This window comes from Microbacter sp. GSS18, assembly GCA_029319145.1.
Lineage (GTDB): Bacteria > Actinomycetota > Actinomycetes > Actinomycetales > Microbacteriaceae > Microbacterium.
On sequence record CP119753.1, the window covers coordinates 2,378,365 to 2,393,290 of the forward strand.

Below are 14,926 nucleotides of genomic sequence, written 5' to 3' on the forward strand. Positions count from 1 at the left end.
AAGGAGTCCCACCCATGCCCCACGCCGATCTCGTCTTCACCGGCGGTCCCGTCTTCACCGCGAACACGGTGCGATCGCGCACCAGCTTCGTCGCCGTCAGGGACGGCCGGATCATCGCGGTCGGCGGCGACCGGGTCAGCGACCTCATCGGACCGGACACCGAGGTCGTCGACCTCGCGGGGAAGATGCTGATCCCCGGCTTCCAGGACGCGCACGTCCACCCGGTCTGGGGCGGCCTCGACATGCTGCGCTGCGACCTGTCCGAGCTCCACACCGCGGACGAGTACCTCGCCGCCATCGCGGCGTACTCGGCCGCCCATCCCGACGACGAGTGGGTGCTCGGCGGCGGCTGGAACATGGCGGCCTTCCCGGGCGGCACGCCGACGGCAGCCGCGCTCGACGCCGTGGTGCCCGACCGGCCGGCGTTCATCCCCAACCGCGACGGGCACGGCGCATGGGTGAATTCGGCCGCGCTGCGGCTCGCCGGCATCGACACGAGCACCCCCGACCCCGCCGACGGCCGCATCGAGCGCGACGCCGACGGCAACCCGTCCGGCACGCTGCACGAAGGCGCCATGAGCCTCGTGAACCGGTACATGCCCGAAGAGCCGCTGGAGCGGCTCACCGAGGCCCTGCTTCTGGCCCAGCGCCGTCTGCACTCCCTCGGCATCACCGGCTGGCAGGACGCCATCGTCGGAACCTATGGCGATTCCGGCGACCCCGCCCCCGCGTACATGAAGGCCGTCGCCGACGGCGACCTCACCGCGCGGGTGGTCGGCGCCCTGTGGTGGGACCGCACCGCGGGCCTGGAGCAGATCCCCGAGCTGATCGCCAAGCGCGAGAAGTTCCAGGGCGGCCGCTTCGCCGCCACGAGCATCAAGATCATGCAGGACGGTGTGCCCGAGAACTTCACGGCGTCGATGCTCGAGCCCTACTGCGACGGGCACGGCCACCGCACCGACAACTCCGGCATCTCGTTCGTGCCGCCCGAGATCCTGAACGAGGCCGTCGCCCAGCTGGACGCCGCCGGCTTCCAGGTGCACTTCCACGCGATCGGCGACCGCGCCGTGCGCGAGTGCCTGGATGCCGTCGAGCACGCCATCGCGCGCAATGGCCGCGGCGACAACCGCCACCACATCTCGCACATCCAGGTCGTGCACCCCGAGGACATCCGCCGCTTCCGCGAACTCGGCGTGGCCGCGAACATGCAGATGCTGTGGGCGACTCTGGCGCCGCAGATGGTCGAGCTGAACATGCCGTTCCTCGGCGACACGCGCAGCGCATGGCAGTACCCGTTCGGCGACCTGCTGCGCAGCGGTGCCGTGCTGGCCGCGGGCAGCGACTGGTCGGTGACCTCGCCCGACCCGCTCGCGGCGATCCACGTCGCGGTCAACCGGATGTCGGGCCCCGGCCATGAAGAAGGCGACACCGAGCCGTTCCTGCCCGCACAGGCGATCGACCTCGGGACCGCCCTGACCGCCTACACGGCCGGCTCGGCCTGGGTGAACCACCTCGACGACGTGACCGGGACGATCGAGGTCGGCAAGCTCGCCGACCTCGTGGTGCTCGACCGCGACCCGTTCGCGGGGCCCGCCGACGAGATCGGCGCGACCCGCGTGCTCCAGACCTTCGTCGAAGGCGAGCGCGTGTACGCCGCCGACGCCGCGACCCCCGGCATTCCCCCCGGCCGGGTCGCCGGCGCCCCGCTCTCGGCGGTCTGACACCCCGGCATCCCCCCGGGCCGGGGTACCGTGTCCCACTTTTCGCCGCTTCTGGCGAAGCCAGGCGGCGAAAAGTGGGACATGATCACAGAGACACCGGCATCACCGCCCACCAGAGCCCTCCGACCAGATACCAGAAACCGCCGGATGCCGTCCGGCCACCGAACAGGGAGTGATAGCCGTGGGCACCACGGTCTTCGAACGTCAGCGACCCGCTGACTCCGTCATCCGACACAGCCTCGACCGTTCCGCGCACAGCGCCTTCTGGCTCGACGATCTGCCCGAGAGCCTCACCCCCCACCGTCCGCCGCTCGCGGGCGAGCACGAGGCGGATCTCGTCGTCGTCGGCGCCGGCTACACCGGCCTGTGGACGGCCATGCTCGCCCTGCGCCGCAGCCCCGGCATCCGCGTCGCGATCGTGGAGGCGAAGACCGTCGGCTGGGCCGCGTCGGGACGCAACGGCGGCTTCTGCGAGGCGAGCATCACCCACGGGTACGACAACGGGGCAAGCCGCTGGCCCGACGAGATCGACGTGCTCGAGCGGCTCGGCATGGAGAACCTCGACGCCTTCGAGGCCGACCTGGCCGAGTGGGGCGTCGACGCGCAGTTCGAGCGCGTCGGCGAACTCGACGTCGCCGTCGAGCCGTACCAGCTCGAGTGGCTGCACGAGGAGATGGAGCACGCCGACGAGCACACGGTCTTCCTCGACGAGGCCGCGGTGCAGGCGTCCATCGCCTCCCCCACCTATCTCGGCGCCGTCTGGCACCAGCGCAACAACGCGATCCTGCACCCGGCACGGCTGGCCGCGGGCCTGGCCTCGGCGGCCGAGGATCGGGGCGCGACGATCTTCGAGCACTCGCGCGCGACCGGCATCGACTCCGGCGGCGCGAAGGTGCGCGTCACGACGGACGCGGGCGCGGTGACCGCCGACCGCGTGGTCCTCGCCACCAACGTGTTCCCGTCGCTGCTGCGGCGCAACAGCCTCATGACGGTGCCGGTCTACGACTACGTGCTCATGACCGACCCGCTCACGGACGAGCAGTGGGATGCCGTCGGCTGGCGCGACCGCCAGGGGATCGGCGACATGGCCAACCAGTTCCACTACTACCGGCCCACTCAGGACGGCCGGATCCTCTTCGGCGGCTACGACGCCGTCTACCACTACGGCCGCAAGGTCCGCAGCTCGTATGAGGACCGGCCGGAGTCGTGGGAGAAGCTCGCGAGCCACTTCTTCACGACGTTCCCGCAGCTCGAGGGGCTGCGCTTCAGCCACCGGTGGGCGGGCGCCATCGACACCTCGACGCAGTTCTGCGCGTTCTTCGGCACCGCCCGCAAGGGCCGCGTCGCCTACGCCGCGGGCTTCACCGGGCTGGGCGTGGGCGCGGCCCGCTTCGCGGGCGAGGTCATGCTCGACCTGCTGGAGGGCGAGAAGACCGAGCGCACGCAGCTCGAGATGGTGCGCAAGCGCCCCCTGCCCTTCCCGCCCGAACCCGCCGCCTCGATCGGCATCAACGCCACCCGCTGGTCGCTCGACCGCGCCGACCACAACGGCGGCAAGCGCAACGTCCTGCTCAAGACCCTCGATGCGGTCGGATTGGGATTCGACTCGTGAGCACCGCCCCGCTGAAACCCGCGGTCCTCCTCGACGCGGTCGGCCTCTCGCTCGCGCACGAACCGGTGCCTGCGGACCAGATCGTCGCCGGTGCTCCCGCGACGGGCTACGCCGCACTCGACGACGGCGAAGGCCGCGAGATCGGCGTGTGGGAGATGACGGTCGGCGCCATGAGCGACACCGAAGTGGACGAGGTGTTCGTCGTGCTCACCGGAAGCGCGACGATCGAGTTCGTCTCACCTGCCCAGCCGCCTATCGAGCTGCGTCCCGGATCCGTCGTGCGCCTCGACGACGGCATGCAGACGGTGTGGACCGTGCGAGAGACGCTGCGCAAGATCTTCATCGCCCGCTGAGAACGAGGATCCCGCCATGCCACGCCCGCGCGCCCGTGATCTGGGCGTCCCGTTCGCCGGCCGAACCGGCCCACTGAACGCCCTCACCGATGTTCCCGGCGTGGAGGTCGGATACACCACGATCATCCACGGCGAGCCCGGCGACGACAGCGTCGCACGCACGGGCGTGACCGCCATCCTCCCGCGAGGACGCGCGGGCGTCGGCATCCCGTGCGCGGCCGCGACCTTCTCGCTCAACGGCAACGGCGAGCTGACCGGACGCGCGTGGATCGACGAGTCCGGATCGTTTTCGACGCCCATCGCGCTGACCAACTCGCACGCCGTCGGCGCGGTGCACCGCGGCGTCGACGAGTGGATGCACGAGACGCACCCCGAGGTGTCGGTGCAGTGGATGCTGCCGGTCGTCGGCGAGACGTGGGACGGCTACCTCAACCAGATCAACGGCGGCCATGTGGAGCCCGCGCACGCCCGAGCCGCACTCGACGCCGCATCCTCGGGCCCGCCGGCCGAAGGCAATGTCGGCGGCGGGACGGGAATGAACTGCTACGGCTTCAAGGGCGGGTCGGGCACGGCCTCGCGTGTGGTCGAGCACGACGGCACCGGCTACACCGTCGGAGTGTTCCTGCAGGCGAACTTCGGCTCGCGCGAGGAGCTCACCGTCGCGGGGCGCGGCCTCGGCCCCGATTCAACCGTCCCGGCGCCGATCGAGGACGACGAGTGGTTCATCCGCGAGGGCGAACAGGCGAGATGCGTTCCCGGAGCCGGCAGCGTCATCGTCGTTGTCGCCACCGACGCGCCGCTGCTCCCCGGTCAGTGCGCGGCCCTCGCTCGCAGGGTCCCGCTGGGGCTCGCGCGCACGGGAACGACGGGCAGTCACTTCTCGGGCGACATCTTCCTGGCGTTCTCCACCGCGAACCCGGGCGCACTCACATCCCGCATGGCCGACCCGACGCCGTACGAGTCGCTCACCTTCGTGCCGTGGGGGCGCATCGACCCGTTCTACACGGCCACCGTGCAGGCGGTCGAGGAGGCCGTGGTGAACGCGCTCGTCGCCGCCGAGGATGTCACCGGCCGCGACGGCCACGCCAGTTACGCGATCCCCCACGACGAGATCCGCGCGGCGTTCGCACGGTCCGCCTAGACGAACCTCGAAAGTGAATCACGAATCACCGCATCCGTACGGATTCGCATCGATCCAGCGTTGAGAATGGCGCTCTCGCGTCCGACTGAGTGAATTGCTGTCAATGCACGCGTTCAACGTCGCGTGCGTGAGCATCGCGGTACTCGGGCGCATCGCCGTCATCCGCCGCACTGCCCCCTGAGTCGCACCTCCCGCCGGCCGCCGATCCCGCCCGGGGTCGGCGGCCACCGCCGTCTCAGCGCCCCGAGCTGCGACGCACCAGCAGCGCCAGATGCAGCGCCGTCTGGGTCTCACCGTCGTCGAGGTCGACGTCGAGCAGCTCTTCGATGAGGGCGATCCGCTGGTAGAACACCGACCGCGACAGGTGGGACGCCGACGCCGCAGCGGTCCGGTTGCCGGGATGGGCGAGCATCGCCTCGAGCACATCCAGCAGATCGCCGCCGCGGCCGAGGTCGTGGACGATCAGCGGCGCCAGCATCCGCTCGCCGTGCTCGAGCACGCGATGGTCGTCGCGCAGCGCCGTCACGAGCTGCACGAGCGGCCGGTTCTCGGCCCGACGAAGCTGCGGCCCCCGACCCGAGCGACGGCGGCGCCCCCGAGCCAGATCGACCGCCTCGTGCAGCGAGACCAGCGCCCCGTCGAAGTCCGATCCCGCCCGTCCGACCGACACCACGAGTCGATCGGCGTCGGCGGCGGGGTCGATCGACGCACGGGCGAATGCGAGCGCCGCGGCGTCGTCGAACGACTCTGCGACCGGCATCGACAGCAGCAGCGCCGTCGCCGGGCTGCTCACACCCTCAGGTCCCGAACCCGCCAGCACGCGAGCCCGGAGTCCCCGCGCGGCGGTCTCGGCGGCATCGACGACGAGCGGGGCGCCCGCGATCACGACGCCGTACAGCGCCGCACCGCTGAACGGGAGCCCGGCGGCCTCGAGGCGCGCCGCCGCACCGCCGGCGCCGGCGAAGCGTCCGGCGAGCAGACCGTCGACGAGGCGGCGGCGGCCGATCCGGCCCCATTCGTCGTGCGATCCGTCGGCGAGCCTCCCCACGGCCAGAGCGATGGCGCCCTGTTCGAGGACGGCGGTGCGACCGGCGGGGTGCTCGGGACCCGGCAGCGCCAGCAGGTGACCCCAGCGGATGCCGCGAGCCTCCACCGGAACGACGAGCCAGTCGTCGGGGGCCGGGGTCGCGGCGCGCTGTGCGCGTCGATGCGCTGCGCGCGAGCGCAGCTCCCAGTCCGTGAACAGCTCGTTCTCCAGCGCCAGGGGGACCTCGCACGCCACGACCTCGTAGGCGAGGTTCTCGAGCACGACAGGCGCCCCGAGCGTCTGGCTGAGCTGATGGACGATGAAATCGGCCGGCGACCCGCGCAGGGCGAGCGCTGTGAAGCGCTCGCGCACCTCGTCGCGGGCGCGCAGTGCGTCGGTCTGCCCCACGATGATGCGGCGATGGACGGCCTCGGTGACATCGACGAACCTCAGCTCGCGGTGCAGGACGATCAGGGCCAGTCCGCCGTCGCGCGCCGCCTGAGCCACGACCGCGGGCAGGTAGCGGTAGTGCGTGCCGAGTTCGAGGATGATGCCCGACAGGCCGGCATCCGCCAGGTCGCCGATGAAGCGCGCGAGCTCGCCGGGCTCGGCGGGCCATGTCGCCCCCGTCGACAGGAGCAGCTCGCCACCGGAGAGCATGCGGGGCACGGTGATGCTGTCCGACACGTGCAGCCAGCGCACCGGGGCTTCCAGCAGGTCGTCGCCGACGACGACCTCGGGCACGCCTTCCACGATGGCGTCCAGCGCGATGATCTCGCGCACGGTCGGCAGCGTGACGCCGGGTGCGCCGGGGATCGGACGATCCGTCCGGATCCCTCGATCTTCACGACTTTCGGACACCGTAAAGGATCCTTCTGCTCTGAAAGGCTGGGACGACCCAAGCCTAGACGATGCCCGGTCGATCTGTCCGGACAGCTCCGAGAGGAACACGATGACGCTCATCCGCCACCTGATCGACGGTACCGAGACGGGTTCGGCCGACCGCACCGGGCCGGTGTACAACCCGGCGACGGGAGAGGTCGTCGCCGACGTCGCCTTCGCCGACGCGGCCGAGGTCGAATCGGCCATCGCCGCAGCCAAGGCGGCGCTTCCGGCGTGGCGCTCGTCCGGCCTGGTCAAGCGCGCGGACGTGTTCTTCCGCCTGCGCCAGCTGCTGATCGAGCGCCAGGACGAGCTGGCGGCGATCCTCACCCGCGAGCACGGCAAGGTCCTCTCCGATGCCAAGGGCGAGATCAGCCGCGGCATCGAGAACGTCGAGTTCGCCGCCGGCCTGGTGCACCTGCTCAAGGGCGAGCGCAGCGAGCAGGTCGCGCGCGGCGTCGACGTGCACTCCATCAAGCAGCCGGTGGGCGTCGTGGGCGCCATCACGCCGTTCAACTTCCCCGCGATGGTGCCGCTGTGGATGACCGCGTCGGCCATCGCCTGCGGCAACACCGTGGTGCTCAAGCCCAGCGAGAAGGACCCGAGCGCGTCGGTGTACCTCGCCAAGCTCTTCGAAGAGGCCGGGCTCCCCGCCGGCGTGCTCAACGTCGTCCACGGCGACAAGGTCGCGGTCGACACGATCCTGGACTCCCCCGACGTCAAGGCCGTCAGCTTCGTCGGCTCGACGCCGGTCGCCCGGGCGATCTACCAGCGCGGCACAGCGAACGGCAAGCGCGTGCAGGCACTCGGCGGCGCGAAGAACCACATGGTCGTGATGCCGGATGCCGACCTGGACGGCGCAGCGAACGCCGCCGTCTCCGCCGCCTACGGCTCCGCCGGAGAGCGCTGCATGGCGGTCTCGGTGCTCGTCGCGGTCGGCGACCAGGTCGCCGACGCCCTCGTGGAGAAGGTCGCAGCGGCCGTCAAGGGCCTCACGATCGGCGACGGCACCGACCCCGCGAGCGAGATGGGCCCGCTCATCACGCGCGAGCACCGTGACAAGGTCGCCTCCTACGTCACCGGCGCCGAGGCAGAGGGCGCGAAGGTCGTCGTGGACGGCACGGCGCAGCAGTTCGACGGCGACGGCTTCTTCGTCGGCGTGTCCCTGGTGGACCAGGTCAAGCCCGGCATGAAGGTCTACGACGACGAGATCTTCGGCCCGGTGCTCTCCGTCGTGCGCGTGGACACGTACGACGAGGCCGTCGAGCTGATCAACTCCAGCCCCTTCGCCAACGGCACCGCGATCTTCACCCGCGACGGCGGCACCGCGCGCCAGTTCGAGGTGGACATCGAGGTCGGCATGGTCGGCGTGAACGTCCCGATCCCGGTGCCGATCGGCGCCTACTCGTTCGGCGGCTGGAAGAACTCGCTGTTCGGCGACTCGCACATCTACGGCCCCGAATCGATCCACTTCTACACGCGGTCCAAGGTCGTCACGACCCGCTGGCCCGACCACACCCCGTCGCAGGTCGACCTCGGCTTCCCGAGCAACCACTGATCCGGAGACTCCCATGACCCTCATCGAGCAGCCCGGCGTCACGCCCGACCTCGACGCCGATGCCCGTGTGCGCGCCGACGACCGCGCGCACGTGTTCCACTCGTGGAGCGCGCAGGCCCTCATCGACCCGCTGCCGGTCGCCGGCGGTGACGGAGCGACGTTCTGGGACTACGCCGGCAACGCCTACCTGGACTTCAGCTCGCAGCTGGTGAACCTCAACCTCGGCCACCAGCACCCCGACCTCGTGCAGGCGATCCAGGACCAGGCCGGACGTCTGGCGACGATCCAGCCCTCGATGGCCAACGACGTGCGGGGTGAGCTCGCCCGCCGCATCGCCGCGGTCGCAGGCGACGGCTTCGAGAAGGTGTTCTTCACCAACGGCGGCGCCGACGCCAACGAGAACGCCGTTCGCATGGCCCGTCTGGTGACCGGCCGCCGCAAGGTGCTGTCGATGTACCGCAGCTACCACGGCAACACCTCGACGGCGATCACGCTGACCGGCGACCCGCGACGGTGGCCGAACGAGCCGGCGGACGGCTCGGTGGCGCACTTCTTCGGCCCCTACCCGTACCGCTCGGCGTTCCACTCGTCGTCGGTCGAGGAGGAGACGCAGCGCGCGCTGGAGCACCTCGAGCAGACGATCGTGCTCGAGGGCGCGTCGACGATCGCCGCGATCATCATCGAGACGGTCGTCGGCACCAACGGCGTGCTGGTTCCGCCGCCCGGCTACCTTCCTGGCGTCCGCGAGCTGTGCGACAGGTACGGCATCGTTTACATCGCGGACGAGGTGATGGTGGGCTTCGGCCGCCTCGGCGAGTGGTTCGGCTTCCAGGCCTTCGACGTCACGCCCGACCTCATCACCTTCGCGAAGGGCGTGAACTCGGGCTATGTGCCGCTGGGCGGTGTCGTGATCTCGGACCGGATCGCGGGGCACTTCGACACGCTCGCCTTCCCGGGCGGCCTGACGTACTCGGGCCACCCGCTCGCGTGCGCCGCCGGCGTGGCGACGTTCGAGGTCTTCGGGCGCGACGGCATCCTCGAGCGCGTGCGCGATCTCGGCGCGCGCGTCGTCGAGCCCCGCCTGCGCGAGATGGCCGAGCGCCACCCGTCGGTCGGCGACGTACGCGGCCGGGGCCTCTTCTGGGCGATCGAGCTGGTCAAGGACCGCGAAACGCGCGAGCAGCTGGTGCCGTTCAACGCGAGCGGGAAGGACGCCGCGCCCATGACCGAGATCGCCGCCGCGTGCAAGAGCGAGGGCGTATGGCCCTTCACGCACTTCAACCGCGTGCACGTGGCGCCCCCGCTCGTGATCGGCGAGGACGACCTGGTCCGCGGATTGAACGTGATCGACCGGGCCCTGGCCTCGGCCGACCGCCACGTCGACTAGACCCCAGCGTCCCACCGTCGCAAACGGCGGGGATCCTCCGCGACACGGCGGTCCCGACTCCGGGACCGCCGTGTCGCCCGGGATCCCCGCCGTTTCTTATCTGCATCAGGGGATCTCCGCAAGGTGCATCCGAATGTCATGGTCGGCCGGAACAATTCACCAAGGAAGGATCGATTCCGGGGAATGAATTCGGCACACGCCGCGTTCTTTCTGTACCCGGCCCCGCGCGGGGCCGCAGGAGGGGACTGTGGGCAAGAACTACGTCGACATCGAGAACGACCGGGGCGAGACGCTGCGCTACCGCAAGCACGCCAACGGCCGTGGTCTGATCGCGCACGGGGCCAAGGTGCACCCGACCGCGACGGTGGAGTCGGGAGCGTACGTCGAACCGGGGGTTCGTATCGCAGCGGGCGTTCACGTCGGACGCGGCGCGTGGATCGAGACGGATGCGGTCATCGGCCCGGACGCCGACATCGCAACGCACGCTCATGTCGGGCCCGGCGCCGCGATCGGCGCCGGCGCGAAGATCGGTATCCGCGCCTACGTCGGCGCGGGCGCGAAGGTCGCCGTGGGTTCGCTCATCGGCGATGACGAGAGCATCGAGGACGGCGAGCGCGTCGCGACGGACCGCCGCGGCGAGCGTCACGCGGCCTGACGGCGAGCGCAGCAGGTCGGCGCGTCCCGATAGGGTTCCGATGTGATCAGCACCGCGCGCCGGCGCCGCAGCAGCGGGGTCGGCGCGGTCCTTGCACTGGCGGCGGTCGGGCTCATCGCGCTGGCGTGGTTGGCGCTGACGGACCGTCTCGGGCCGCTCGAGGGCAGCGCCCCTTCAGCGCCTGTCGCGCAGCCGCCGTCCGCGGCGGTCCCGGGTCCGCCCTCCGACGCGTTCGCGATCACCGTGACCTCCGTCATCGACGGCGACACCGTGAAGGCGCACGCGCAGGACCCGAATCCGGTGATGCCGGGCACCGAATCGGTGTCGGTGCGCCTCATCGGCATCGACACTCCCGAGACGTATCCCGACGAGGAGTGCTGGGGGCCCGAGGCGACGGATGCGCTGCGCGCCCTGGCACCCGAGGGCGCGACGCTGTTGGCGGCGCCGGATGCCGAGTGGCACGACCGCTACGGCCGCGTGCTGCTGTACCTGTGGACTCCCGACGGCGTCTTCGTCAACCACGAGCTCGTCGATGCCGGCGCCGCCGAGGCCCTGCGCGTCGAGCCGAACGACCTTTACGCGGGGGTGTTCGCGGATGCCGAGGCCGCTGCCCGGTCGGCCGGCGCCGGGCAATGGACGTCCTGCTTCTGAGCCGCCGCGACGGTCAGGCGAACAGCATCAGGACGAACCCGATGATGGGGAGTGTTCCCTGGATGAGCGCCGCACGCAGGTACTTCCGGCCGGTGGTGATCAGCACGAGCGCGGCCGCCGCCATCGAGCCGAGCGTGAACAGCACGAGCGTGCGCCCGGCCACCTCGGCGGCCGTGTCGGGCCCGGTCGCCCAGAACAGCACGATGCCGAGGGTCGCCCCGATCGCGAGGAAAAGGTTGTAGAAGCCCTGGTTGTACGCCATGGGCCGCGTGATGTCGGCCGAGGACTGGTCCGGAACGCCGAAACGGCGCCAGATCGCCGGACGCGACCACTGGACGCTCTCCATCACGAAGATGTACACGTGCAGGAGGGCCGCGAGCGCGGCGAAGACCGTGGCGATGATCGCGATCATGAGCGAACCATATCGCCCGGACTACGCTGGGCGGCATGGCGAAACGCGGCGGCGGCCCACGCAAGCCCCCGCGCGGCGGGAACGCCAAGCGCAGCGGCGCCGCCGGCCGTTCCGGCTCGGGCCGAACCGGCTCGGGTCGCACCGGCGGGCGGAGCCCCGCCCCGACGAAGCCGCGCGCGGGAAAGCAGCGTCCGGATGCCTCGGCCGTCGCCCCCGAGGGGCCGTTCCGGCTCGGCGCGATCCCCGGCGCGACCCCCGGCAAGTGGATCGACATCTGGCACGACCGGATGCCGGACGTCGAACTGGTCCTGACGCCCATCGCCGTCGCCGACCAGGGCCGCGCCCTGCGCGAGGCCGAGGTCGACGCCGCCCTCGTGCGCCTGCCGCTGGACGAGGCGGGCATGCACAGCATCCCGCTCTACGACGAGATCACGGTCGTCGTCGCGTCGAAGGACTCCCACCTGACCGCCGCGGACGAACTGGAAGCGGCCGATCTCGCGGGCGAGGTGATCATCGTCCCGCGTGACGACGTGCTGTCACTGGAGGTGCCCGGCGGCATCGCTCCCCGCTTCGACGCTCCCGACGACACGGCGCAGGCCATCGCGACCGTGGCCACCGGGGTCGGAGTCGTCATCGTGCCGATGTCGCTCGCCCGCCTGCATCACCGCAAGGACACCGAGTACCGGCCGCTCCGCGAGGGGCCGACGTCGACGGTCGCGCTGGCATGGCCCGCCGAGCGCACGACGGAACTGGTCGAGACGTTCATCGGCATCGTCCGGGGACGGACCGCGAACTCCTCGCGCACGTGAGGGGGATGTCGCCGACCTGGGTCTCTGCGACATCCCCCGGACCCGCTCAGAGGACCCGACGCCCCCGAAGCGCCCCCAGTGGTCCCCCTGCCCCCAGTGCCCGTCGTCCGTGAGGATCGGCCGGCTGCGTGAGCGGTTCCGATATGAAGGAGCAGCCGGGAGTGCGGGTGATACAACTTCCGGCAGAAGATCCGCGGACCGGTCAGAACCCCGCGCCGTGGGCCTGGAAGGGCGCGACGATGCCGGTCCGCCGAGCCGCCCCCGCGAGTGCGACCGCCGGGGCTTCTCCGGCGGCCAGCCCCACGTGCATCTCGCCCAGCAGCTCGCACGCGACCTCGTCGGCGACGACGACCGGCGCGGCGATCACGCAGGCCGTGCCGGCGTGCAGCCACACCCGTGTCATGCCGATCGCCTCTTCGCCCCAGCGCACCGACGAACGACCCACCTCGCACGCGGACAGCACGACCACCGGCGGCACCGCCGCAACGCGGTCGATGTCGTATCCGAAGAGCACCCCATCGGTCAGTTCGAGACCCGAGAAGAGCGGGTTCTCGGCAGCATGCCTGCCGTGCGCGGCCACGTGGAGGACGTCGACTTCGGATGCGAGGCGTGTCACCGCATCGACCGTCGCCCCGGTATCGGCGAGCAGCGTCGGGGCGTCCCACGCCGCGGCGGCGCGCTGAAGCTCCTCATGCCCGCGGGCGACGAGCGGCCCGAGCGCGAATCCCGGCAGGTGATTGTCGTACACCTCGTCTCGATGACGCAGCCACTGAGTCGCCGATGCGGCCACCGTGACGACCCGGTCGCGCAGGGCAGGGAGCATGCTCCATGTCATCCCGTTCAGGACAGCGGGCGCGGTGATCACAATCCGCTTGGCATCGACGTCGGCCAGCACCGGATCGACCAACTCGCGCGAGATGCCGACGAGTCGGCTCTCCAGCGTCGCGTGGACCACCGAGGCCATCGGTCCCGCGACGATCGATGCGGCCATGTCGAGATCGGCACGGAGGCCCGAATGGAGAGCCCGCATCCCCGGCCAATCGCGAATCGACACGAGCCGTGCATCCCGGGCGGTGACGACCACGCAGGCGACGCGCTCAGCACTCCACACATAGGACAGCACGGCCGTCTCGTCGTCCAGCGCAGCCTGGAGTTCACCCATCGCGACTTGGTCTTCGCTTCCGCCCGCCGCCGTCCCGCTCCACTGCCGCTGCCGGAGGCGCTGGTACAGCTCCGCGGCACGAGGGCTCGCGAGCCAATCAGCACTCCCCGCCTCGGATCTGAGGGCGCGCAGCTCGGCGAGGTCAGCGGATGCGTCAGCATCCTGCGTGGGCCTCACCGGACGGGTACGGAGCATGAAGTGGCGCGCGCGCTCCGCCCACTCGAATACCAGCTCCGGACGTCCCGAACCCACCGCCGACGCGATCGCAGCCGCCATGAGCGGAATTCCGTGCATGGTCACGGCGCTCTGCAGGTCGAGGCTCGCGAACGCGCTCTGCCAGCGCGCGAGCTCGTCCACGGCACGCGCCGCTTGGCGTCGCGCCTGGGCCTGCCTTCCGGCCGAGAGCGACCGCCGCACCCGCACACGGTGGGCGAGAAGACGGACGTCGATGGGAGAGTCGCGCGGCGCACGCACCGGCGCACCGTCGTCGAAGGCGGGGCGCAGCCGGGCGCTGAAGTCGAGCGCGGCGGAGTCGGCACGCATGCCGTGGGCGCGAAGAGACGTCACCGTCTCGTGCACTTCGGCACGCCCGGGCATTCCCTTCGCCGCCTGGGCAGGGCGTCCGAGGTACGGATCCGTCAAGACGTCGACGGCGAGTTGGGCCCGGATCCGGATCGCATCGGCGCGCACGGCCCAGCCCTCGCTCGCGAGCCGCCGGAATCGGCGGGCGGCATCGGAGGCGACTCTCGCGGCGCGCGTGGGATCGTGTGACAGAAGGGAGCGAGCCAGATGCAGTTCCGCCTCGGCTCGGGCCTGAGGCATCCGGTTCGCCCCGAACACTCCGACGATCCGCTCCAGGGCCTGCTCGGCCTCGGTGGCCAGACCGGCGTCGCGCAGGACTTCGGCGCGGTCGAGTTCGCCGATCGCCGCGTTCACCGCGGAAGCCCGCTCCATCACCGTGCGGGCCTCGGACATCGACTCGAGCGCCTGGACGAGGTCGCCCTCGAGCAAGGCGGTGTACCCGCCGTTATGCACGGCCATGGCGAGAGGCACATCGTCGCCACGCTCGGCGTAGTACCTCGCGGCTTCCTCGTCGTCGGCGCGTGCAGCGGCGTATCTGCCCGACCGCATCAGTGCGACGCCACGGTTGATCAGCATCGACGGACGCTCCTCGAGATCGTCGCCGATGCCCGCCAGCGCGCTGTCGTAGCGGCTGATCGCCAACGCGAAGTCGCCGTGTTCGAGGGCGAACAGGCCGAGCTTGCCTTCCAGCATCGCCTTCGTCTTCACCGACAGCCCCGGGCGGGCCAGCGCCTCGAGGCACAGCGCCTCGGCCGCCTGCGGTTCGCCGTGCCGGCTCATGAGGGCCGCGAGCAGCCCGGCGGCGCGCGCACCGAGGTCCGGATCCTCGGTGCGCGCGGCGACCTGGGTCAGCTTGCGCCGTGCTGCGGCCGCTCTCCCGGCATTCAGATCGGCGCGCCCACGCGCGAACAGCTCCTCCGCCGAGAGTGCCATGCCCCCAGCATGGCGCGAGAGTCACCTCGTCCGAAACCGTT

Annotated in this window: 12 protein-coding genes; 9 read left to right on the forward strand and 3 right to left on the reverse strand. The window is 71.1% G+C overall.

Translation table 11 applies throughout. The features are described 5' to 3' along the window. Positions 1–14: 14 nt before the first annotated feature. The 4 genes from P0L94_10980 (at position 15) to P0L94_10995 (ending at position 4,827) form a co-directional block, all read left to right on the forward strand. Complete coding sequence (locus tag P0L94_10980; protein WES62976.1) at positions 15–1,721, forward strand: amidohydrolase; 1,707 nt, start codon at positions 15–17, stop codon at positions 1,719–1,721. A 181-nt stretch (positions 1,722–1,902) separates the two neighbouring features. After that, positions 1,903–3,333, forward strand: a complete 1,431-nt coding sequence (locus P0L94_10985; GenBank protein WES62977.1) for an FAD-dependent oxidoreductase — start codon at positions 1,903–1,905, stop codon at positions 3,331–3,333. Then, positions 3,330–3,686, forward strand: coding sequence for a cupin domain-containing protein (locus tag P0L94_10990; GenBank protein WES62978.1), 357 nt, complete (start codon positions 3,330–3,332; stop codon positions 3,684–3,686). Before P0L94_10985 ends, P0L94_10990 begins: the two co-directional genes overlap by 4 nt. Before the next feature lie 16 nt (positions 3,687–3,702). Further along, on the forward strand, positions 3,703–4,827 hold the full coding sequence (locus P0L94_10995) for a P1 family peptidase (protein ID WES62979.1): 1,125 nt from the start codon (positions 3,703–3,705) through the stop codon (positions 4,825–4,827). Between the two features lie 235 nt (positions 4,828–5,062). Here the strand turns inward: P0L94_10995 and P0L94_11000 are convergent, their stop codons facing one another. After that, positions 5,063–6,715: a PucR family transcriptional regulator gene (locus tag P0L94_11000; GenBank protein ID WES62980.1), complete on the reverse strand. Its 1,653-nt coding sequence runs from the start codon at positions 6,713–6,715 to the stop codon at positions 5,063–5,065. A gap of 91 nt (positions 6,716–6,806) precedes the next feature. Here P0L94_11000 and P0L94_11005 point away from each other — a divergent pair, with 91 nt between their 5' ends. From P0L94_11005 to P0L94_11020, 4 genes are all read left to right on the forward strand, one after another. Next, positions 6,807–8,294, forward strand: coding sequence for a CoA-acylating methylmalonate-semialdehyde dehydrogenase (locus P0L94_11005; protein ID WES62981.1), 1,488 nt, complete (start codon positions 6,807–6,809; stop codon positions 8,292–8,294). 13 nt (positions 8,295–8,307) lie between these two features. Continuing rightward, positions 8,308–9,681 (forward strand): aspartate aminotransferase family protein, encoded by a 1,374-nt coding sequence (locus tag P0L94_11010; protein ID WES62982.1) that lies wholly within the window; start codon positions 8,308–8,310, stop codon positions 9,679–9,681. A gap of 247 nt (positions 9,682–9,928) precedes the next feature. Next, the gene (locus P0L94_11015) at positions 9,929–10,336 is read left to right on the forward strand and encodes a hypothetical protein (protein ID WES62983.1); all 408 of its coding nucleotides are present in this window, start codon (positions 9,929–9,931) and stop codon (positions 10,334–10,336) included. Positions 10,337–10,378: 42 nt separating this feature from the next. Beyond that, entirely contained in the window at positions 10,379–10,987 is a 609-nt protein-coding gene (locus tag P0L94_11020) for a thermonuclease family protein (protein ID WES62984.1), read from the forward strand. 13 nt (positions 10,988–11,000) lie between these two features. On the opposite strand, the gene P0L94_11025 is transcribed toward P0L94_11020, so the two are convergent. Beyond that, complete coding sequence (locus P0L94_11025) at positions 11,001–11,399, reverse strand: DUF1304 domain-containing protein (GenBank protein WES62985.1); 399 nt, start codon at positions 11,397–11,399, stop codon at positions 11,001–11,003. Positions 11,400–11,434: 35 nt separating this feature from the next. Between P0L94_11025 and P0L94_11030 the strand changes: the two genes are divergently transcribed. Continuing rightward, positions 11,435–12,208 (forward strand): LysR family substrate-binding domain-containing protein, encoded by a 774-nt coding sequence (locus P0L94_11030; protein WES62986.1) that lies wholly within the window; start codon positions 11,435–11,437, stop codon positions 12,206–12,208. Positions 12,209–12,410: 202 nt separating this feature from the next. Here P0L94_11030 and P0L94_11035 read toward each other — a convergent pair whose 3' ends face one another. Continuing rightward, on the reverse strand, positions 12,411–14,885 hold the full coding sequence (locus P0L94_11035; GenBank protein ID WES62987.1) for a CHAT domain-containing protein: 2,475 nt from the start codon (positions 14,883–14,885) through the stop codon (positions 12,411–12,413). Positions 14,886–14,926: the final 41 nt, after the last annotated feature.

What these genes read in the sequence shown, in the direction of transcription:
- P0L94_10995 (WES62979.1), top strand. Translation starts at nt 3,703, where the DNA reads ATGCCACGCCCGCGCGCCCGTGATCTGGGCGTCCCGTTCGCCGGCCGA.
- P0L94_11035 (WES62987.1), bottom strand. Translation starts at nt 14,885, where the DNA reads ATGGCACTCTCGGCGGAGGAGCTGTTCGCGCGTGGGCGCGCCGATCTG.
- P0L94_11005 (WES62981.1), top strand. Translation starts at nt 6,807, where the DNA reads ATGACGCTCATCCGCCACCTGATCGACGGTACCGAGACGGGTTCGGCC.
- P0L94_10980 (WES62976.1), top strand. Translation starts at nt 15, where the DNA reads ATGCCCCACGCCGATCTCGTCTTCACCGGCGGTCCCGTCTTCACCGCG.
- P0L94_11025 (WES62985.1), bottom strand. Translation starts at nt 11,399, where the DNA reads ATGATCGCGATCATCGCCACGGTCTTCGCCGCGCTCGCGGCCCTCCTG.
- P0L94_11010 (WES62982.1), top strand. Translation starts at nt 8,308, where the DNA reads ATGACCCTCATCGAGCAGCCCGGCGTCACGCCCGACCTCGACGCCGAT.
- P0L94_11030 (WES62986.1), top strand. Translation starts at nt 11,435, where the DNA reads ATGGCGAAACGCGGCGGCGGCCCACGCAAGCCCCCGCGCGGCGGGAAC.